Here is a 21,104-nt window from a genome sequence, read left to right on the forward strand (position 1 = left end):
CAATGGCAAGAAAGTATTTCGGTACCGATGGTGTGCGCGGCAAGGTTGGCGAATACCCGATCACCCCTGATTTCGTGATGAAATTGGGTTGGGCTGCCGGCAAGGTGCTCTCCAAGAAGGGCACCAAAAAGGTGCTGATTGGCAAAGATACCCGCATCTCTGGCTATATGCTGGAGTCTGCACTGGAAGCGGGACTCTCCGCTGCAGGCCTCAAAGCCATTCTGATGGGACCCATGCCCACTCCGGCGGTTGCCTACCTGACTCGCACCTTCCGTGCCGAAGCCGGTATCGTCATCAGTGCTTCCCACAACCCCTTCTATGACAACGGCATCAAGTTCTTCTCCGCAGATGGCACCAAGCTGCCTGATGATGTCGAGATGGCTATCGAAGCCGAGCTGGATCACGAGCTCAAGTGCGTTGAGTCTGCCGAACTTGGCAAAGCGGTGCGCATTGATGATGCAGCTGGCCGTTATATCGAATTCTGCAAGAGCACCTTCCCCTCCTACATGAATCTGGATGGGGTGAAAATGGTGGTCGACTGTGGCCATGGTGCCACTTATCACATTGCGCCGTCGGTTTTCCGTGAACTGGGCGCTGACGTGATCACCATGGGCTGTGCCCCGGATGGCCTCAACATCAACGATGGTGTCGGTTCGACTGCGCCTGAAGCGCTGGTTGCCAAGGTGCTGGAGTGCAAGGCCGATCTGGGGGTTGCTTTTGATGGTGACGGCGACCGTCTGATCATGGTCGACCATACCGGCTATCTCATCGACGGTGATGAAGTGCTCTATATCATTGCCCGCGATGCCTTGCGCAATGGTCGCCTCAAAGGTGGCGTAGTCGGCACTCTGATGGCCAACATGGGTCTGGAGCTGGCGCTGCAGACCCTGGGCATTCCGTTTGCACGTGCCAAGGTGGGTGACCGCTATGTGCTGGAGATGATGGAAGAGAAGGGCTGGCGCATCGGTGGCGAGAACTCCGGCCACATTATCTGTCTGGATCAGACCACCACAGGTGATGGCATCGTGGCCGCCTTGCAGGTGCTGACTGCCATGCGCAGTGCCGAGATGCCGCTGGCCAAGCTGCGCTCCGGCATGAGCAAGTTCCCGCAGGTGCTGGTGAATGTTCGCTTTGCCGAAGGCAAGGATCCGCTGGCGGCTGATGCTGTCATGGCTGAGGTGGCCAAGGTGGAACAGGAGTTGGCTGGTCGTGGCCGCGTTCTGTTGCGCAAATCCGGTACCGAACCGCTGATCCGGGTCATGGTCGAAGGTGAGCATGAGCAGCAGGTGCGTGACATGGCTCAGCGCATCGCCAAACAGGTTGAATCGGCGTTTTAATGAACAACCAGGGCGGCTTTTTAGCCGCCCTGGTTGTATCTTGTTCAAACGATTCAAAAATTTAAAAATAGCACTTGTCAGCTGAGCATCCTCTGGATATTATCAGCCCCGCTTTCGCAAGGGAGTTGCCGATGGGACATCGCAAGCCGTTTGTAGCAGCCAACTGGAAGTTGCACGGTAGTAGGTCGCAGTTAGAGCAGTTTACGAGTCGGTGCCTGAACGGCGTTGACGGTAAAGCAGATGTGGTTCTCTGCCCTTCCCATGTGCATCTCGACTTTACCGCTTCACTGCTCAATGAGCAGAAAGTAATAAGGTTGGGGGCTCAGAATGTGAGTCAGCACAACACTGGCGCTTACACAGGAGAAATCTCGTGTCAGATGCTGGTTGAGGCAGGGTGTCGTTACGTATTGGTAGGGCACTCCGAGCGCAGGCGTCTCTTTGGTGAGACCAGTTTTATCGTCGCAGAGAAGTTTGCGGCAGCCAGAGCGGCAGGCTTGATTCCCATCCTCTGTTTAGGTGAGTCAGGTGCGGCGAGGCAGGCGAGAAGAGCCTTTGAGGTGATCGCCGAAGAACTGGATATCGTCATAGAGAAAAATGGCGCGATGGCTTTCGATAATGCTATCATCGCCTACGAGCCGATTTGGGCTGTAGGTACAGGTAAATGCGCCACACCCGAGCAGGCACAAGAGGTTCATTCCTTTATACGTGGTCGCTTGGCGGAGGATACTCCGGTAATAGGTGAGAAAGTTAGAATCATCTATGGTGGGAGCGTAACGCCGACCAACGCGAGAGATTTGTTTGCCCAGCCCGACATTGATGGCGGATTGATTGGCGGAGCAAGCCTCGATAGCGATGCGTTTTTAGGAATTGTTGAAGCGGCAAAGGGTGCAAGTTAAATGTACGAGATTCTTTTAGTCGTTTATCTGCTGGTGTCACTGGCTCTGATTGGTCTGGTGATGATTCAGCAAGGTAAAGGGGCTGATATGGGCGCCTCCTTCGGCGCAGGGGCATCGAACACAGTATTCGGCTCCGGTGGTTCAGGCAGTTTCCTGACCCGAACAACAGCGATTTTGGCTACTCTGTTTTTTTTGATTAGCTTGGTGCTTGGCTCATTGTCTAGCAACAAGGTGAAGCAGGGTAGTGAGTGGGAAAATTTGCAACAAACCCAACAGGTTGAGCAGACCAAAGCGCCAGTAAACAAAGATACTGACGTTCCCCAGTAAATGAGTTTTGCCGTGGTGGTGGAATTGGTAGACACGCTATCTTGAGGGGGTAGTGCTCTAGGGTGTGCGGGTTCGAGTCCCGCCCACGGCACCAATTAAGCAGTGAACTCGGGAAACCGAGTGTATTATAGCCAGTCAGTCTTGTATCGAGAGAGTGAAGTGGCTATAATCTCGCACGATTTCGGACGCGGGGTGGAGCAGCATGGTAGCTCGTCGGGCTCATAACCCGAAGGTCGTCGGTTCAAATCCGGCCCCCGCAACCAAATTTCACGCATTTCCTACGCTCAGGAAGGCGGTCGCTGCGAGGCGACAATCAGGGTAAAGCGCCAAGCCCCGATTTGACATCGGGGCTTTTTGTTATGTGCAATTTACTCTGAATCGATCTCTATCTGGGCTTTATGCCCTTTTTTTGTTTTTCGGAGGGTGACTTTGGCTACGTTGGAACAACGTTTGACCGATCTGCTCGAGGCTCCGGTCGTTGCCTTGGGTTTTGAACTTTGGGGTATTGAGTTTATCCGTGCGGGTAAACACTCCACCTTGCGTGTCTATATCGACGGCGAGCAGGGTGTAACAGTCGAGAACTGTGCTGAAGTCAGCCATCAGGTTGGCGCCATCATGGACGTCGAAGATCCCATCACCGAGGAGTATTACCTCGAGGTGTCCTCCCCAGGCCTGGATCGTCCCCTGTTCAAGGTTGCCCAATTCGAAAAATACGTTGGCCAAGAGGCGGCGGTAACGCTTCGGATGGCAACAAACAACCGCCGCAAGTTCAAAGGCGTAATCAAAGCTGTGCAAGGCGACATGATCACCCTGACAGTAGATGGTAAGGACGACGTGTTGGCTTTCACCAATATCCAAAAAGCGAACATAGTGCCGAACTTTGGTTAACGAGGCTATCGGATATGAATAAAGAGATTTTGCTGGTCGTTGACGCAGTATCCAACGAGAAGGCGGTACCCCGCGAGAAGATTTTCCAGGCACTGGAAACCGCGCTGGCGACTGCGACCAAGAAGAAATACGAAGGCGAGATTGAAGTTCGGGTTGAAATCGATCGCAAGACCGGTGACTACGAAACTTACCGCCGTTGGGTAGTTATTGCAGATCAAGCTGCAATGGAAAACGCCTACGCTGAAATCACCCTGGAAGCGGCGCAGATTGATCAGCCGGACATCCAGATTGGTGACTATGTTGAAGACCAGATCGACTCTGTGACCTTCGACCGTATCACTACCCAGACCGCCAAGCAGGTTATCGTGCAGAAAGTGCGCGAAGCCGAGCGTTCACAAGTAGTTGATCAGTTTAAAGATAAAGAAGGCACCATCATCAGTGGTGTGGTCAAGAAGAGCAACCGCGACAACGTCATTCTGGATCTGGGCAGCAATGCTGAAGCCGTGATCTTCCGTGATGACATGCTGCCGCGTGAAACCTTCCGTCCGGGCGACCGCGTCCGTGGCCTGCTTTACGCTGTACGTCCGGAAGCCCGTGGTTCTCAGCTGTTTGTCAGCCGTTCCAGCCCGGACTTCCTGAAAGAGCTGTTCCGTATCGAAGTACCGGAAATCGGTGAAGAGATGATCGAAATCATGGGTGCTGCCCGTGATCCGGGTTCCCGCGCCAAGATCGCGGTGAAGACCAACGATCGTCGTATCGACCCGATCGGTGCCTGTATCGGTATGCGTGGTGCCCGTGTGCAAGCTGTCTCCGCCGAGCTGAGCGGTGAGCGCGCCGACATCGTGCTGTACGATGACAACCCGGCCCAGTACGTGATCAATGCCATGGCGCCTGCCGATGTGGCCTCCATCATCGTTGATGAAGACAACCACACCATGGATATCGCCGTGGAAGCTGCCAACCTGGCTCAGGCCATCGGTCGCAATGGTCAGAACGTGCGTCTGGCCTCCCAGCTGACCGGTTGGGAACTGAACGTGATGACCGTTGAGGACATGCGTGCCAAGCACCAGGCCGAAAACGACCGCATCATGAACCTGTTCACCAGCACCCTGGATATCGACGACGATTTCGCCGGTCTGCTGATGGAAGAGGGCTTCTCCACTCTGGAAGAGATCGCCTTTGTACCGGTCAACGAGCTGCTGGCTATCGATGGTCTGGATGAAGACATGGTCGAAGAGCTGCGCAAGCGCGCCAAAGATGCCCTGACTACCAAGGCACTGGCCAAGGAAGAGTCTTTCGATGGCGTCGAGCCGTCCGAAGAGCTGCTCAATCTGAACGGTCTGAGCCGCGAACTGGCTTACGCTCTGGCGGGCCGTGGCGTGGGCACCCTGGAAGATTTGGCTGAGCAAGGTATCGATGACCTTGCTGATATTGAAGGGCTGACTGCCGAGAAGGCAGGTGAGCTCATTATGGCTGCTCGCAATATCTGTTGGTTCGGAGAAGAGCAGTCCGAGTAAGATCAAACGGAGGAAAATGAATGGCAGAAGTATCAGTCAAACAACTTGCCACTGACATCGACACACCGGTTGATCGTCTTCTCCAGCAGTTTGTCGATGCCGGTATCAGCAAGAGCAAGGCCGACGACATGGTCAGCGAGTCTGAAAAACAGACTCTGCTGGCACACCTGAAGAAACAGCATGGGGGTGACGAGGTCGCCGCTCCTGCCCGCATGACCTTGCAACGCAAGACCAAGAGCACCATCAGTGTTCAGGGTACTGGCGGCAAGAACAAGGAAGTGCAGGTAGAAGTGCGCAAGTCTCGCACCTATGTAAGACGCTCGGCGCTGGAAGATGAACAGCGCCAGGCGGAAGCCGAGGAAACAGCGCGTTTGGAAGCAGAAGAAAAAGCTCGTCGCGAGGCCGAAGAAAAGGCTCGCCTCGACGCTGAAGAGAAGGCTCGCCGTGAGGCTGAGCAGGCTCGTCGTGAAGCTGAGGAAAAGGCGCGGATCGAGGCACAATCAAAGGCTCGACAGGCTTCACAGCCCGCCAAAGCAGCCAGTAGCACAGCTCAGCAAGAGGCAGAAAAGATGGCCAAGCGCGAAGCAGAAGAACTGAAGCGCCAACAGGAACAAACAGCTTTGCAAAAAGCTGAAGAACTCGCCGCGAAGAAAGCCGAAGAGGCTCGTCTCATGGCGGAACAGAACTCGGCCCGTTGGGCTGAAGAAGAAGCCGCTCGCGCCAAAGAGAGCAGCGACTACCATCTGACTACCAACAAGCATGCGCAAGCCGCAGAAGACGAGTTGGATCGGAAAGAAGAGACCAGCCGTCGTACCGCAGCTGCAGCTGTCAAAGCCCCGAAAAAGGCTGGTCGTCGTGAAGATGACCGCGACTCCCGCAACCCGCGTGCCCGCAAGGGCAAGCGTGGCAAGGTCGCCACTCCGAACGCCATGAAGCACGGCTTCAACAAGCCGGCTGCCGTGGTTAACCGCGACGTCGTCATCGGCGAGACCATCACTGTGGCCGAACTGGCCAACAAGATGGCCGTCAAAGGTGTTGAAGTCATCAAGGCGATGATGAAGATGGGCGCCATGGCCACCATCAACCAGGTGATCGACCAGGAGACCGCTCAGCTGGTCGCCGAGGAGATGGGTCACAAGGTTGTGCTGCGTCGTGAGAACGAGCTGGAAGAGGCGGTACTGTCCGATCGTGACGAGACCTCTGAAGCCAAGCCGCGCGCTCCGGTCGTGACCATCATGGGTCACGTTGACCACGGTAAGACCTCGCTGCTCGACTACATTCGTAAAGCCAAGGTCGCTGCTGGCGAAGCCGGTGGTATTACCCAGCATATCGGTGCTTACCACGTCGAAACCGACAGTGGCATGATCACCTTCCTGGATACTCCGGGTCACGCTGCGTTTACCTCCATGCGTGCTCGTGGTGCCAAGGCAACCGATATCGTGGTTCTGGTTGTTGCTGCCGATGACGGCGTTATGCCGCAGACCATCGAAGCAATCCAGCACGCCAAGGCTGCCGGTGTACCGCTGGTTGTTGCGGTCAACAAGATCGACAAGCCTGAAGCGGATCCGGATCGCGTCAAGACCGAGCTGGCCCGTTACAACGTCATGTCTGAAGATTGGGGTGGAGATTGCCAGTTCGTGCACGTTTCTGCCAAGTCTGGCGAAGGCATCGACGATCTGCTGGAAGCCATCCTGGTCCAGTCTGAAGTGCTGGAACTGAAAGCGGTTGTCGATGGCATGGCCAACGGCGTCGTGATCGAATCCTTCCTGGACAAGGGTCGTGGTCCGGTTGCTACCGTACTGGTACAAGAAGGTACTCTGCGTCAGGGCGACATCGTCCTGTGTGGTCTCGAGTACGGCCGTGTTCGCGCCATGCGTGACGAACTGGGTCGCGAGATCAAGGAAGCGGGTCCCTCCCTGCCGGTGGAAATTCTGGGTCTGTCTGGCGTTCCCTCTGCCGGTGACGAAGCCACCGTTGTCCGTGACGAGAAGAAAGCCCGTGAAGTGGCGCTCTACCGTCAGGGCAAGTTCCGCGAAGTCAAGCTGGCTCGCCAGCAGAAGGCCAAGCTGGAAAACATGTTCGCCAACATGACCGAGGGCGAAGTGTCCGAAGTGAACGTGGTGATCAAGGCCGACGTACAGGGTTCTGTGGAAGCGATCTGCGATGCGCTGGTCAAACTCTCCACCGACGAAGTGAAGGTGAAGATCGTGGGTTCCGGCGTAGGTGGTATCACCGAAACCGACGCAACCCTGGCTGCTGCTTCCAGCGCCATCCTGGTTGGTTTCAACGTCCGTGCCGACGCTTCTGCGCGCAAGGTCATCGAAGCCGAGAGCCTGGATCTGCGTTACTACTCCGTCATCTATGACCTGATCGACGAAGTGAAGCAGGCCATGAGCGGCAAGCTGGCCCCTGAGTATCGTCAGGAGATCATCGGTCTGGCTGAAGTGCGTAGCGTCTTCAAGTCTCCGAAGTTCGGCGCGGTTGCCGGTTGTATGGTTACCGAAGGTGTGGTCAAGCGTTCCAACCGTATTCGCGTTCTGCGTGACAACGTGGTTATCTATGAAGGCGAGCTGGAATCCCTGCGTCGCTTCAAGGATGACGTCAACGAAGTTCGCAACGGCTACGAGTGTGGTATCGCGGTCAAGAACTACAACGACGTGCGCGAAGGCGACCAGATCGAAGTTTACGAGACTGTTGAAATCCAACGGACTCTGTAAGCCGAGAGTTAGACAAAATAGGGGGCCGCGGCCCCCTTTTATCGCAGGATAGAATATGGCCAGAGAATTCAGCCGGACCCGTCGGGTCGGACAGCAGATCCAGCGTGAAATCGCGCTGATCCTGCAGCGCGAGGTGAAAGACCCGCGTATCGGCATGGTGACTGTTTCCGATGTGGAAGTGTCCCGTGACCTCAACTATGCCAAGATTTACGTCACCTTCTTGCAGCTGGAAAATGATGCCGAGCGCATCAAGGAAGGCTTGCTGGGTCTGACCGAAGCAGCCGGATACATCCGTAGTCTGCTGGGCAGCGCCATGCGTCTGCGCGTAGTGCCCGAGCTGCGTTTCTACTACGACCAGACCCTGGTCGAGGGGATGCGTCTCTCCAACCTGGTGACCAACACTGTGCGTGAAGACAAGCGTCGCATGGCCGAATCCGGCCGTGACGAAGAAGCTGCATCCGCACCGGATGACACGACTGAGGATAAAGCCTGAGATGACCCGAAGACGTCGTTTCAAGGGCCGTGATGTGCACGGCATTCTGCTGCTGGACAAGCCGACCGGCCTGACCTCCAACGATGTGTTGCAGAAGGTCAAGCGCATCTACAACGCCGCCAAGGCCGGTCACACCGGCGCCCTGGACCCGCTGGCGACCGGCATGCTGCCGATCTGCCTCGGTGAGGCCACCAAGTTCTCCCAGTATCTGCTGGAAGCGGACAAGCGCTATGAGGTAACCGCCAAACTGGGCGAGCGTACCAACACTAGCGACTCCGATGGCGAGGTGGTCTCCACCCGTCCGGTGAACGTGGCTGTCGGTACCCTGATTGAGGCGCTGGACCAGTTCCGCGGCCCCATCATGCAGGTGCCGTCCATGTACTCCGCGCTCAAGCACAACGGCCGTCCGCTTTACGAATATGCCCGCGAAGGTATCGAAATCGAGCGCGAAGCCCGTCCCATCACCGTATTCGAGCTCAAACTGCTGAGCTTTGAAGGTGATGAAGTGCGCCTCGAAGTGCACTGCAGCAAGGGCACCTACATCCGCTCTCTGGTGGATGATCTGGGTGAAGTGCTGGGCTGCGGCGCCCACGTGACCCAGTTGCGCCGTACCCAGGTCGCCAGCTACCCGTACGAGCGGATGCTGACCCTGGATCAGCTCGAGTGCATCTTCGAGCAGGCCAAGGCCGAGAGCATCCCGCCGCGCGAGCAACTGGATCCGCTGTTGCTGCCGATGGACACCGCCGTGGCTTCCCTGCCCGAGGTGAACATGCTGGCTGTCGTGGCTGCCTATGTGAATCAGGGCCAGGCTGTGCAGGTGGCGGGTGCGCCACAAAGTGGTCAGGTTCGCATGACAGTCGGCCCGGAGCGCGAGTTTATCGGGGTTGGCGAGATTGATGATGATGGCCGTGTCGCGCCCAAGCGACTGGTGCGTTATCACGACGAGGAGTGATCCTCAGGCGGTATCATCCTCTCTTGCCCGTTGCACGTCTTTATCGTTGCGAAAAGGGGCGGGGACGATTATGATACCGCCCTCATTTCACGGCTGAATTAGAGATTGGCTGTGAACCTTTAAACACTCTACTGGAGTACACCTATGTCTCTAAATGCTGAGATCAAAGCTCAAATCGTTGCTGACAACGCTCGTTGCGCCAACGACACTGGCTCCCCCGAAGTGCAAGTTGCCCTGCTGACTGCCCAGATCAACCATCTGCAAGGTCACTTCAAAGAGCACTCCAAGGACCACCACGGTCGTCGCGGTCTGCTGCGCATGGTTTCCCAGCGTCGTAAGCTGCTGGACTACCTGAAGCGTAAAGACGTTCAGCGTTACGCTGCTCTGATCGCCAAGCTGGGTCTGCGTCGTTAATCGACCATCAGATTTCGCGAAAAAGGGGAACCATCAGGTTCCCCTTTTTTTATTGCTCTTCAAGCCGTTGCCTGCCTCACAGAATTCGCGTCGCCGCTTACCTTTTGCATCGAATCAAGTATACTTGTGCGCGAATTTAAAGAGCCAAATTGTAAAAAGGAAATTCACGTGAATCCTATTGTAAAGTCATTCCAGTACGGTCAACACACCGTCACTCTGGAAACCGGTGTGATGGCCCGTCAAGCCACTGCGGCCGTTATGGTCAGCATGGACGATACCTGCGTATTTGTGACCGTAGTCGGCAAGAAAGAGGCCGATCACGGCCGTGATTTCTTCCCGCTGACCGTCAATTACCAGGAGCGTACCTATGCTGCTGGTCGTATCCCGGGTGGTTTCTTCCGTCGTGAAGGCCGTCCGAGCGAAGGCGAGACCCTCATCTCCCGTCTGATCGACCGTCCTATTCGTCCGCTGTTCCCGGAAGGCTTCCTCAATGAGGTTCAGGTCGTTGCGACCGTCATGTCCGTGAATCCTGCTGTATCCCCCGACATCGTTGCCATGATCGGTGCCTCTGCTGCACTGGCCATCTCCGGTATCCCGTTTGGCGGCCCGATCGGCGCTGCTCGCGTGGGTTACATGAATGGTCAGTATGTGCTGAACCCGACTACCACCGAACTGCCGCAGAGCGATCTGGATCTGGTGGTTGCCGGTACTGCCAACGCGGTACTGATGGTTGAGTCCGAAGCGGCCATCCTTTCCGAAGAGGTGATGCTGGGCGCCGTGGTATTTGGTCACGACCAGATGCAGACCGTGATCAATGCGATCAACGAGTTTGCCGCTGCCGTCGGCACCAAGCCGTGGGACTGGACTCCGCCTGCCGTCAACGAAGCGCTGAAAGCCAAGGTTGCCGAGTTGGCGACCGCCGAACTGGGTGAAGCCTACCGCATCACCGAGAAGGCTGTTCGTTACGAAACCATCGCTGCCATCAAGGGCCGTGTGGTTGAGCAAGTTATCGCTTCCGGCGTGGAAGAAGATGCCAAGAAGATCGGCGAAGAGTTCCACAGCCTGGAAAGCCGCATCGTTCGTGGTCGCGTAGTACGTGGCGAGCCGCGTATCGATGGTCGCGATCCGGAAATGATCCGCGCCCTGAGCGTAGGTACCGGCATTCTGCCCCGTGCTCACGGTTCTGCCCTGTTCACCCGTGGTGAAACTCAGGCCATCGTAGTTGCCACTCTGGGTACCGAGCGTGACGCCCAGAACATCGACGAGCTGACCGGCAACCGTGCTGATCGCTTCATGCTGCACTACAACTTCCCGCCATACTGCGTCGGTGAGACCGGCATGATGGGTAGCCCGAAGCGTCGTGAAATCGGTCACGGCCGTCTGGCCAAGCGCGGCGTTGCAGCCGTGATGCCGAGCGCCGCCGAGTTCCCGTATGTGGTGCGCGTGGTGTCTGAAATCACCGAATCCAACGGTTCCTCCTCCATGGCCTCAGTGTGTGGTTCCTCTCTGGCGCTGATGGATGCCGGTGTGCCGATCAAGGCCTCCGTTGCCGGTATCGCCATGGGTCTGGTGAAGGAAGAAGAAGGTTTCGTCGTGCTGTCCGACATCCTGGGTGACGAAGATCACCTGGGCGATATGGACTTCAAAGTAGCCGGTACCACCGAAGGTGTAACCGCGCTGCAGATGGACATCAAGATCGAAGGCATCACCAAAGAGATCATGGAGATTGCCCTGAAGCAAGCTCGTGGCGCTCGTCTGCACATCCTGAAAGTGATGGACGAAGCTATCCAGGCTCCGCGTGCCGAGATCTCCGATTTCGCACCGCGCATCCACACCATCAAGATCAATCCTGAGAAGATCAAGGACGTGATCGGTAAGGGTGGTTCCGTGATCCGTGCGCTGACCGAAGAGACCGGCACCAACATTGAGTTGGATGATGATGGTACTGTACGTATCTCCGCCGTGGCCAACGAAGCTGCCATGGAAGCTATCCGTCGCATCGAGGCCATCACTGCCGAGATCGAAGTGAACCGCATCTATGAAGGTAAAGTTGTCCGTCTGGCCGATTTCGGTGCATTCGTCAACATCCTGCCAGGCAAAGATGGTCTGGTACACATCTCCCAGATCACCGACGCGCGCGTGCAGAACGTGGCTGACCACCTGACCATCGGTGACGTGGTCAAGGTGAAGGTACTGGAAGTGGACCGTCAGGGCCGTGTACGTCTCTCCATCAAGGAAGCGAACGCCCCGACCGAAGCTGCTGCACCTGCTGCTGACGTCGCTCCGGCCGCTGAAGAAGCGCCTGCTGCAGAGTAATCTGCTCGCCTGATACCGGACTGGTTCCGGTTGATGTAAAAAGTCCGGCTCCCCTTGGGGAGCCGGACTTTTTTATGGTTTAAACGCGAGCGAGCCTACTTGCCGAGGATGGCGTACTGCATCTCTTGCAAGGGAAGTACATGGCGGGCGGCTCCCAGCTTGATCGCCTCCTTGGGCATGCCGAAGACCACGCAGGAAGCCTCATCCTGGGCAAAGGTGTTGGCGCCGGCCTCCAGCATCTCACGTAATCCCCGGGCGCCATCATCCCCCATGCCGGTCATGATGATGCCGGTGGCGTTCTTGCCGGCATACTTGGCGACGGAGCGAAACAGCACATCCACCGAGGGACGATGGCGGTTGATGAGCGGCCCGTCGACTACCTCAACGTGATAGTAGGCCCCGCTCCGCTTGAGTAGCATATGCTTGCCCCCGGGGGCAATCAGCGCTAGCCCGGGGATCACCCTGTCATTGTTTTTGGCCTCCCGCACTTCTATCTGGCAGACCCCGTTTAGCCGGTCGGCAAACATGGCGGTAAATTTCTCCGGCATGTGCTGCACGATGACAATACCGGGGCTGACCCGGGGCAGGGCCGTCAGTACGGCTTCCAGCGCCTGGGTGCCGCCGGTCGAGGTGCCGATGGCGATAAGCCGTTCGGTGGTTTGTGCCATAGCGTGCTGGTTGGGTGCCAGCATGGCATCCGCGTTGAGCTTGGTGCTGACCGGTACAGAGGAGGGCTTGCCCACGCGTTTGAGGTTGGCCTGGGCGGCGCCACGCACCGCCATGGCCAGATCGTGGGCTGATTCTTGCAAAAAGCTTTTTATCCCTATGGTCGGCTTGGTGATGATATCCACCGCGCCAGCAGCCATTGCCTGTAACGTTGTCTCGGCCCCTTTTTCGGTGAGGGAGGAGCAGATCACCACTGGCGTCGGATGCTCCGTCATGATCTTGGTGAGAAAAGTGATGCCGTCCATGCGTGGCATCTCCACATCAAGCACGATGACATCGGGCCACTCTTTCTTCAGCTTTTCCAGTGCAAATAGGGGATCTGATGCTGTAGCAATCACTCGGATATCGGGCTCTTGCTCCAGCACCGCTTGCAATACCTGTCTCACCACGGCGGAATCATCCACCAGCATGACCCGGATTTGCTTCATTCTCGCGACTCCCGTTGATGTGGCAGACGATGATGGCGGAGCCAGACACTACCGTTGCTGAGTTCAAAAATCAGACTTCGGTGGCCGCTATGGCCAAGATGATGGGCTTTGATATCAAGCCCAAGGTGTCGGGTCAGTTGCCAGGCTGCCTCAATATTTCTGGTGGACACATTGTTATCGCGTTTGGCGTATTGTGGTTCATCAAACATGTTGCCGCCCCCGAACAGCTTGACCTCATATTCGCCGATGGGGGCGGGGTATTGCTCAACTGCTTGTAACAACAGGGTGATGGCTTCATCGGCGTAGCGGCCATCCAGCTGGGTTGTTGGCCGCCCTCGACTCGGCAGCATGTAGTGACACATACCGCCCAGCTTCTGTTCCGGATGCCACAGGGTGATAGCAATGCAGGATCCCAGCACGGTTTTGAGGACGACATCCTCCTTGCCAAAGAAGAGTTCACCCGGTTGCAGAATTACCTCCCGTGCCATGCGGTTATCTCTTCTGGTAAATAGAGGGAGAGACGAGCTGCAGCCCATGATCCAAACCATGCAAACTCTCTGCATGGCTGACCAGCAGATAGCCACCTGGCTTGAGTCTGGGCACCAGCCGCTGCAACACTTGCCCCTTGGTCTCTTTGTTGAAATAGATCATCACGTTTCTGATGAAGATGACGTCAAACATGCCGATGTCAGGCAGCTCCTGATTGAGGTTTATCTGCATGAAATTCACCTTGTCCCGCAGCTTGCGGTCGATGATGAAGATGCCCTCCTGCAGGCCGATGCCCTTGAGGCAGTACTTCATCAAGAATGGCAACGGAATGTTGTGGGCTCGCTCGATGGGGTAACGGCCACTCGTCGCCTGTTCCAGCACTCGGGACGAGATATCCGAAGCCACGACCTCCCAGTTGAGGATGCCGCGTTTCTCCGCCAGGGTCATTGCCAGACTGTAAGGCTCCTCCCCGGAGGAGCTGGCGGCACTCCAGATCCGCAAGGTGCGTTCAGTCGGGAAGTGCGCAAGCACTTCCCGGGTCAGAAACTCGAAGTGTTTGGGCTCCCTGAAAAAGTAGGTTTCGTTGGTGGTGAGCAGATCGAGCGCCAGTTGCAGTTCGCTGCTGCGGTCGTTCATGATGAGCTGAAAGTAATCGTCATAACTATTCAGCTCATAGTGGTAGAGCCGTTTTGCCAGGCGGCTGGCGACCAGCGCTTTCTTGGCGGGAGACAGCTCGATCCCCGCCGTTTGATGAAGCCAGCGTTGGAAACGGGAGAACTCATCATCATGCAGCTGGGTCTGATACAAAATCCTTTCCCTCTACCTGTAGTGTCTGAAGTGGGAGAGGCTATGCCTCTCCCTCGCGACTAGAATCGGACAAAATCGGTGTCGTTGAGTGGTGGTCGCGACTGATTTGAGGGTCGTTCATTACCAGAGGCGTTTCCCTCGGTAATGAAGCGCCCTTTGGGGCCTGAGTTACGTGTCGTGATGTGGGCTCGGCCATCCTTGCGAACTTCTTCCAGAGTGAAAAACTCCATGGCTTGCTGCAATTGCTCGGCCTGGCTGCTCATCTCTTCGGCGGTGGCTGCCAACTCTTCGCTGCAAGAGGCGTTCTGCTGCGTGACCTGGCTCAGCTGACTCATTGCAAGGTTGATTTGACTGACCCCCGTCGATTGTTCATTTGAGGCGGCACTGATCTCCTGTACCAGATCCGAGGTCTTGTTGATGGAGGGCACCATCTGATCCAGCAGGCGGCCCGCTTTTTCTGCCATTTCGACGCTGCTGGAAGCCAGCTCACCAATCTCCTGTGCCGCGACCTGGCTACGTTCGGCCAGTTTGCGCACCTCTGCAGCCACGACGGCAAAGCCTTTACCGTGATCGCCAGCGCGAGCCGCTTCGATGGCAGCATTGAGCGCTAACAAATTGGTCTGGTAGGCAATGTCGTCAATGATGCCAATCCGCTTGGCGATCTGTTTCATGGCATCGACGGTGAGTTTGACGGCTTCTCCACCTTCCACCGCTTCTTTTGCTGCTTTGCTGGCCATCCCATCGGTGACCTGGGCATTGTCGGTATTCTGGTTGATGCTGGCACTCATCTGCTCGATGGAGGCGCTTGTCTCCTCCATGCTGGAGGCCTGCTCACTGCTGGATTGACTGATTGATTGTGCGGTGGCACTCACTTGCTCGGCCGCGCTGGATAGGTTGTCTGATGCACCGCGTACCTCGGTCACAATCTTGGTCAGAGAAGCGATGGTTGTGTTGAGCGCATCCTTGGTGGTGCCAAAAATGCCGGGATAGTCGGCTTCGATCTGCTGGGTCAGATCCCCTTTCGCCAGACACTGTACGATCCGGATAACCTCGTTGAGAGTGCCGTCGATCACTTCGGCAATCTGGTTGATCCCTTCTCCCATCGCCTGAAAGAAGCCGCTCTTGCCGGTCAGCTCCATGCGGCGGTGTAATTCACCATTTATGACCGCCTGCACGATGTCGGACATCTCTTTCTCTATCATCACCTCCTTGGTCCGGTCTGCCCATTCAACAACGGACCCCATTCGCTCGCCAGTATCGTTGAAGACTGGGTTAGCAATAAGGGAGAAGGTTCGTCCCCCTAGCTGGATCTGGGTGCGGTAGGTGCTGCTCAGTTTGGCCAACATGGCGCGCTGATGACCGGGATTTTTATGAAAACTATCGATATTGGCGCCCATCAGCTGATTGGCATTGAAGCTATAGAGCTCTTTTTTGATATCTGCTTCGGCCTGGTTGAGCATCCCGGTGACCGATTCATTCATGTAAATAATATCCAGGTTTGTATCGGCGATCATCACGTTGGTGCTGGCGCAATCAAGCGCTTTGCGTACCAAGCGGTTTTCATAGTGCTGTGCCTGACTGGCGCGAATTTCGCTGTGGCAGCTCTCCAGCTTGCCGGTTAGCTGTTTAACAACATCGTTGATTGCGTGGCCGATCTCTCGCAGTGATCCATCCAGCGTTGAAAGATCTATCGGTGCCGGGCTCTGCTCTTGTGTAATGGCATGCTGGATCTGCTCGATAGCCTTAAGCAACTGTGTATGTTGCATGGCTTCGGCCGCGCCGTTTCCGAAGAGTTTGCCAAAGAGTGATTGGGTCATGAGCGTATCCTTGTGCTGCATGTCATGGAAAGTAGGGGCCTGCTCAGGAGACCTGCAGATTGCCTTGCGGCAACCTTGCCTGTGGCGGGACCAGTTCACTGAGTTGTGCCATCTCTTCGAGTGACAGGACTTTTTCTGTATCGATGAGGATGACGAATTTACCGTTTACCTTGCCCATCCCGCTGATAAAGTCGGCCCGTATGCGGGCACCAAAGCTGGGTGGTGGTTCAATTTCGTCTTGCGGGATGCTCAGCACTTCTGAAACCGAGTCCACCACAACGCCAATATCCTGGCCTGCTGGTTCATCGCCCTGTTGTGCCATCCCTTCTATGATGACGATACAGCTGCGGCGGGTGATGACTGAAGGGGAATTGCCAAAGCGGGCGTTAAGATCAACCACTGACACTACAGCCCCCCTCAGGTTTATTACCCCACGGATAAAACTTGGCATCATCGGGATCGGAGTGATATTGCCGTACTCGATGATCTCTTTGACCCCCAAGATATTGATGGCAAACATTTCGTTATTGATCAGAAATGTCAGGTATTGGGCTTCGCCACTGCTCTCGTCAGCGGCTACTGATGGCACCGTGATGTCGGTGGATGTTTGCATGCGCGCCTCCGGTTAGAAACGGACAAATTCCGCTTTATCAATGGATTGTGTTGATGGTTGCTGCTGTTGGTTAGCCCGCTGTGGGGGGGCGATAAAGCCCCCTCTGGGAGGGGGGGGCTTATGACCTGCCTCATGGGATCTGCTGTTGACCACCGCATTTTTCTCCAGAGCGAAAAAGGCCATGGTCTGCTGCAGTTCGCTGGCTTGCGAACTCATCTCCTCAGCGGTAGCTGCCAGCTCTTCACTACTGGCCGCGTTTTGCTGTGTTACTTGATTGAGTTGGCTCATTGCCAGACTGATCTGGTTGGCCGCACAGGCCTGCTCCCCGGAGGCCGCATTAATCTCCTGCACCAGATCCGAGGTCTTGCGAATAGAGGGCACAATCCTTTCCAGCAAGCTGCCAGCACGCTCCGCTTTGCTGACACTGTCAGAAGAAAGTTCGCCAATCTCCTGAGCGGCGATTTGGCTGCGCTCCGCCAGTTTTCTCACCTCGGCTGCGACTACGGCAAAGCCTTTGCCATGCTCTCCGGCGCGGGCGGCTTCAATGGCGGCGTTGAGGGCCAGCAGGTTGGTCTGATAGGCGATGTCATCAATGATGCTGACTTTTTTGGCGATTTGCTGCATGGCAGTGACCGTTTGCTGCACTGATTGCCCGCCCTCGCTAGCCTCTAGCACAGAGTTGCTGGCCATACTGTCAGTGATCTTGGCGTTCTCGGTATTCTGGTTGATGCTGGCGCTCATCTGCTCGATAGAGGCGCTGGTCTCCTCTACGCTAGCAGCCTGTTCACTGGTGGCTTGGCTCAGCGCCTGCGCCGTGTTGCTCACCTGATTGGAGGCGTTGGTCAGGTTATCCGCTGCGTTGCGGACCTCTTCGATGATATTGGTCAGTGCTGTGATGGTTTGGTTTAGGCCATCTTTGGTTTGGCCAAAAATGCCGGGGTAGGGTGCTTCGATGCGTTGGGTCAGGTCCCCTTGGGAGAGTGACGTCGCTATGCGCATCACATCTTCCAGACTGGTGTCGGTCACATGGGAGAGGCGATTGAGCAATTCAGATACCCGCTTGATATAGCCCTGACGATTTTCCAGCGCGATCTTGTGGCTAAAATCGCCCTGCTCAACGGCTGCGGTGACCAGAGTTTCTATATCGGTAATTAATGCCCCCAGTTTTTTGACCATATTATCCATGGCCATCAGGAGCTGACCGGCTTCGTCGTTGGATTCAATCTGGATTGAAACGTCCAGGTTGCCAGCGGCCAGACTATTGGCAACGCGCAGGGCCTGCTCAATTGGAGTGATGATGCTCTTAATCAGCATGGTGCCAAACCAGGCTGCGAGTACCATACCCACCACAATGACGGCTGCCATCGTGATCAGCATGACGTCATACCAGGATTGTGCTGCGGTATATTCCGATTTGGCCACATCCAGTTGCAGGTTGACCAGCTCGGTGATCTTGTTTCCTATCGGATCGATGGAGCCATAGAGCGCACCATCAAAATTATTCACCATGCCGGTAATCGTGCCGTGCTGGGTTGCCAGGAATTTTTCCAGTCTTCCTATATCCTCATTGGCCGCATTGAACAATGAGCTGGCTTCGCCAGATAACCGTTGTTCCTCTTTGGTCAGGGTGGTTGACTGATATTGTTGCCATTCCAGCTTAATTTGCTGCTGGGCCTGTTTGATCTGGCTCAGGGCCTCTTCTGCCGGGATCAGGCCAGCATTGACCTTGTTGAGGTTATCAATGATCGAAACAGCATAGCTGTCAGAGATCGTCTTCAGTTGTTTGAGGGGCACCACCCGGTCGTTATATACGCGCTGCAGTCCGGTGTTGCTGCTCTGCATGTTATATAAACCAAGGCCGCCAACAGCCAGTAGTAGCAGGCAGAGCATGCAGAGCAGAACGATGAGGCGCAGTTTGATGGTGGAGTTTTTAAACATGATGGACCCCTCAGTTGATACTGGATTGAGGCTGGTTGCGCGATACGGTCAACCGGTTTAGCTGTCCGGACTCCTGAATTATCGCGTGCTGGATTAATGAGGGAATATCGAGAATAAGCGCAACTTCGCCACCTCCCAGAATGGTGGAGCCACTAATCCCCTGCAGGCGCTGAAATAATTTCCCTAGCGGTTTGATAACGGTCTGAAATTCGCCCAGCAGTTCATCGACTACCAGACCTGACTTTTTGCCCGCATGACTGACCACAACGATATTCTCGCGACGTCCCTTGCAGCCATGGGTATCGAAGTAGTGTTGCAGGCGAATAAAGGGCAGCACCTCTCCACGCAAATTGATGTAATTGCGGCCCAGAGTGTCGGCCAGCGCACTCTGGGTTAATTCAACGCACTCGATCACCATATCGAGTGGAATGACATAGTGGGTATCGCAAACCCGCACCAGAAAGCCATCGATGATAGCGAGGGTAAGAGGCAAGCGGATCTGCACGCGGGTCCCTTTTCCCGGGATACTGTCGAGATCGACTGTGCCGCGCAGGGCGGTTATGTTCCGTTTGACGACATCCATGCCTACCCCGCGACCGGAGAGGTTGGTGATAGCCTCGGCGGTGGAAAAACCCGGTTCGAAGATCAGGTTGTATATCTCCTGATCTGTCAGCATCGTAGTGGCGCTGATCAAACCACGCTCGATGGCTTTTTGCTGGATCCTGGCTTTGTTGAGGCCTGCACCATCATCCCGAATTTCGATGACGATGCTGTTGGAGTCGTGATAGGCATTGAGATTCAAGGTACCGCGGGGGGGTTTGCCTGCCTGCAGCCGTTGTTCTGCTGATTCGATGCCGTGATCCATCGAGTTTCTGACCAGATGCATCAGCGGGTCGCCGATCTTCTCTACCACAGACTTGTCCAGTTCGGTCTCGGCTCCGGAGATCACCAGGGTTATATCCTTGTTGAGCTCCTGGCTGACATCGCGCACCACCCGTTGGAAGCGGTTGAAGGTATCGCCGATGGGCACCATTCGCAGGCGCAGGGCACTGTCGCGGATCTCTTCCACCAGCATGGCAATGACCGAGGTGGCTTCCTGTAGCTGACTCTCTCGGGTGCGCTGGGCCAGCAGGTTGGCCCCTGAGCTGGCTACCACCAGCTCACCGACCAGATTGATCAAATCATCCAGTTTGTCTGCATGCACCCTGACGTAGCGACCCTCTTTATTCTTGCTCTCCTTGGTCTGGTTCTGTTTTTTTAGTGCTGCATCGACAACGGCTTCGTTGACGGCGCCCTGCGCAATCAGGATTTCCCCGAGTTTGGGAGCCTGCTCTGCGGGGGTCGCTTGCTGTGTCTGCAGACCGTTGGCCAGCTCTTCGGCTGTCAGGGCGCCTGTATTGACCAGCAACTGCCCCAGCATGACGTTATCTTCTGGCAGCGAGTTGATGAGGTTGATGAACTCGGTGATCTTGCTATTGGGCGGCAAAATGATGATTTGGCAATCATCTCTGACAAATTCAAAGACATCGCTGATGGCAGCCTTGTCTGCCTGAGAGTCAAAGTCTATTTCGTAGCCGAGGTAGCAATTTTCCGGATCGAACTGATCCCAATCAGGTATCGCTTGATGGATGGTCTCCACTGAGCTGATGGTGCCGAGTGTGCCGAGATAGCGCAGAAATGCGGCCGGATCCATGCCGTTGCGCAGCACATCGGGGCCAAAACGCAGGGAGATATGCCACAAGGAGGCGGAGCTGGTCATGCCTCCCTCTTTTTCGATCTTGGGTTCAGGTATGTGCACTGTATCAGGCAGCGTGGCATGGGGGACGCACTGGTGACGGGTGAGGGCGAGCCTCAGTCGTTCATCCTGGTTGGCATCGCTATCGCTCAGTACTCCTCCCTGTTCTGCAACGACGCTGATCAGCATCTGGATGTGATCGCAGCTCTCCAGCAGATCCTTGATCAGGGGCGACGTAACGGGGAGCCGCTGATTGCGGAGCTGGTCTAGCAAGTCTTCGACGATATGGGTAAACCCCACGATTGGCTGCAAGCCAAACAGGCCAGCAGAGCCCTTGATGGTATGAGCCGCGCGGAAGATGGCGCCAATCAGCTCGCTATTGTCAGGGTCAGCCTCCAGTGAGAGCAGGGTAGACTCCATCTCTTCGAGCAACTCGCGCGCCTCGGCGATATAGGTTTGCAAAGCCTGTTCAAGATCGATGCTCACGGTGACTCCTTGTCATGGTGGCTCAGGGCCGTTCGCCATGGGTGATGAGGGTGGGGTCGCCAAAAAAGGCCGAGAGCTGGCACAGCTCCAGCAGTTCCAACACGGCGTTGCTGTGCCAGACCAGCGCCAGGGAGGAGCCTTGCTGCAGTGCCGTTTTTTTTGCCACCAGCAATAATTGCAGCCCTGCGCTGTCTATCTCGGATACAGC

General features: G+C 55.9%; 18 protein-coding genes and 2 tRNA genes. 12 read left to right on the top strand and 8 right to left on the bottom strand.

The window, feature by feature from the left end:
• The first annotated feature begins 2 nt into the window (after positions 1–2).
• The 12 genes from glmM to pnp all read left to right on the top strand — a co-directional run bounded on the left by glmM (position 3) and on the right by pnp (position 11,857).
• Positions 3–1,337, top strand: coding sequence for a phosphoglucosamine mutase (gene glmM, locus LD28_RS0115150; protein ID WP_033137776.1), 1,335 nt, complete (start codon positions 3–5; stop codon positions 1,335–1,337).
• Between the two features lie 131 nt (positions 1,338–1,468).
• Positions 1,469–2,233, top strand: a complete 765-nt coding sequence (tpiA, locus tag LD28_RS0115155; protein WP_033137777.1) for a triose-phosphate isomerase — start codon at positions 1,469–1,471, stop codon at positions 2,231–2,233.
• The gene (secG, locus tag LD28_RS0115160; protein ID WP_033137778.1) at positions 2,234–2,560 is read left to right on the top strand and encodes a preprotein translocase subunit SecG; all 327 of its coding nucleotides are present in this window, start codon (positions 2,234–2,236) and stop codon (positions 2,558–2,560) included.
• A 9-nt stretch (positions 2,561–2,569) separates the two neighbouring features.
• Positions 2,570–2,654, top strand: a tRNA-Leu gene (locus tag LD28_RS0115165).
• Positions 2,655–2,746: 92 nt separating this feature from the next.
• Positions 2,747–2,823 (top strand) — tRNA-Met (locus tag LD28_RS0115170).
• A 166-nt stretch (positions 2,824–2,989) separates the two neighbouring features.
• Entirely contained in the window at positions 2,990–3,448 is a 459-nt protein-coding gene (gene rimP, locus LD28_RS0115175; RefSeq protein ID WP_033137779.1) for a ribosome maturation factor RimP, read from the top strand.
• A 14-nt stretch (positions 3,449–3,462) separates the two neighbouring features.
• Positions 3,463–4,965, top strand: a complete 1,503-nt coding sequence (gene nusA, locus LD28_RS0115180; protein WP_033137780.1) for a transcription termination factor NusA — start codon at positions 3,463–3,465, stop codon at positions 4,963–4,965.
• A 20-nt stretch (positions 4,966–4,985) separates the two neighbouring features.
• Complete coding sequence (infB, locus tag LD28_RS0115185) at positions 4,986–7,682, top strand: translation initiation factor IF-2 (protein WP_033137781.1); 2,697 nt, start codon at positions 4,986–4,988, stop codon at positions 7,680–7,682.
• Between the two features lie 55 nt (positions 7,683–7,737).
• Entirely contained in the window at positions 7,738–8,175 is a 438-nt protein-coding gene (gene rbfA, locus LD28_RS0115190; RefSeq protein ID WP_033137782.1) for a 30S ribosome-binding factor RbfA, read from the top strand.
• A gap of 1 nt (position 8,176) precedes the next feature.
• A complete protein-coding gene (gene truB, locus LD28_RS0115195) occupies positions 8,177–9,127 on the top strand; it encodes a tRNA pseudouridine(55) synthase TruB (protein WP_033137783.1) in 951 nt (316 codons plus the stop codon).
• A gap of 144 nt (positions 9,128–9,271) precedes the next feature.
• Positions 9,272–9,541: a 30S ribosomal protein S15 gene (gene rpsO / locus LD28_RS0115200; protein WP_005298162.1), complete on the top strand. Its 270-nt coding sequence runs from the start codon at positions 9,272–9,274 to the stop codon at positions 9,539–9,541.
• Between the two features lie 168 nt (positions 9,542–9,709).
• The gene (gene pnp, locus LD28_RS0115205; protein WP_033137784.1) at positions 9,710–11,857 is read left to right on the top strand and encodes a polyribonucleotide nucleotidyltransferase; all 2,148 of its coding nucleotides are present in this window, start codon (positions 9,710–9,712) and stop codon (positions 11,855–11,857) included.
• Positions 11,858–11,952: 95 nt separating this feature from the next.
• On the opposite strand, the gene LD28_RS0115210 is transcribed toward pnp, so the two are convergent.
• The 8 genes from LD28_RS0115210 to LD28_RS0115245 form a co-directional block, all read right to left on the bottom strand.
• On the bottom strand, positions 11,953–13,011 hold the full coding sequence (locus LD28_RS0115210; protein ID WP_033137785.1) for a protein-glutamate methylesterase/protein-glutamine glutaminase: 1,059 nt from the start codon (positions 13,009–13,011) through the stop codon (positions 11,953–11,955).
• On the bottom strand, positions 13,008–13,499 hold the full coding sequence (cheD, locus tag LD28_RS0115215; RefSeq protein WP_033137786.1) for a chemoreceptor glutamine deamidase CheD: 492 nt from the start codon (positions 13,497–13,499) through the stop codon (positions 13,008–13,010). Before cheD ends, LD28_RS0115210 begins: the two co-directional genes overlap by 4 nt.
• A 4-nt stretch (positions 13,500–13,503) precedes the next feature.
• A complete protein-coding gene (locus LD28_RS0115220) occupies positions 13,504–14,307 on the bottom strand; it encodes a CheR family methyltransferase (RefSeq protein ID WP_033137787.1) in 804 nt (267 codons plus the stop codon).
• Between the two features lie 59 nt (positions 14,308–14,366).
• The gene (locus LD28_RS0115225) at positions 14,367–16,124 is read right to left on the bottom strand and encodes a methyl-accepting chemotaxis protein (RefSeq protein ID WP_033137788.1); all 1,758 of its coding nucleotides are present in this window, start codon (positions 16,122–16,124) and stop codon (positions 14,367–14,369) included.
• A gap of 43 nt (positions 16,125–16,167) precedes the next feature.
• On the bottom strand, positions 16,168–16,737 hold the full coding sequence (locus LD28_RS0115230; protein WP_033137789.1) for a chemotaxis protein CheW: 570 nt from the start codon (positions 16,735–16,737) through the stop codon (positions 16,168–16,170).
• Positions 16,738–16,749: 12 nt separating this feature from the next.
• The gene (locus tag LD28_RS0115235; protein WP_033137790.1) at positions 16,750–18,675 is read right to left on the bottom strand and encodes a methyl-accepting chemotaxis protein; all 1,926 of its coding nucleotides are present in this window, start codon (positions 18,673–18,675) and stop codon (positions 16,750–16,752) included.
• 10 nt (positions 18,676–18,685) lie between these two features.
• The gene (locus tag LD28_RS0115240) at positions 18,686–20,896 is read right to left on the bottom strand and encodes a chemotaxis protein CheA (RefSeq protein WP_033137791.1); all 2,211 of its coding nucleotides are present in this window, start codon (positions 20,894–20,896) and stop codon (positions 18,686–18,688) included.
• 22 nt (positions 20,897–20,918) lie between these two features.
• A partial coding sequence (locus tag LD28_RS0115245; RefSeq protein WP_033137795.1) for an STAS domain-containing protein occupies positions 20,919–21,104 on the bottom strand: 186 nt, incomplete at its 5' end.

This window comes from Aeromonas finlandensis (assembly GCF_000764645.1).
In the GTDB taxonomy this organism is placed as follows: Bacteria; Pseudomonadota; Gammaproteobacteria; order Enterobacterales; family Aeromonadaceae; genus Aeromonas; species Aeromonas finlandensis.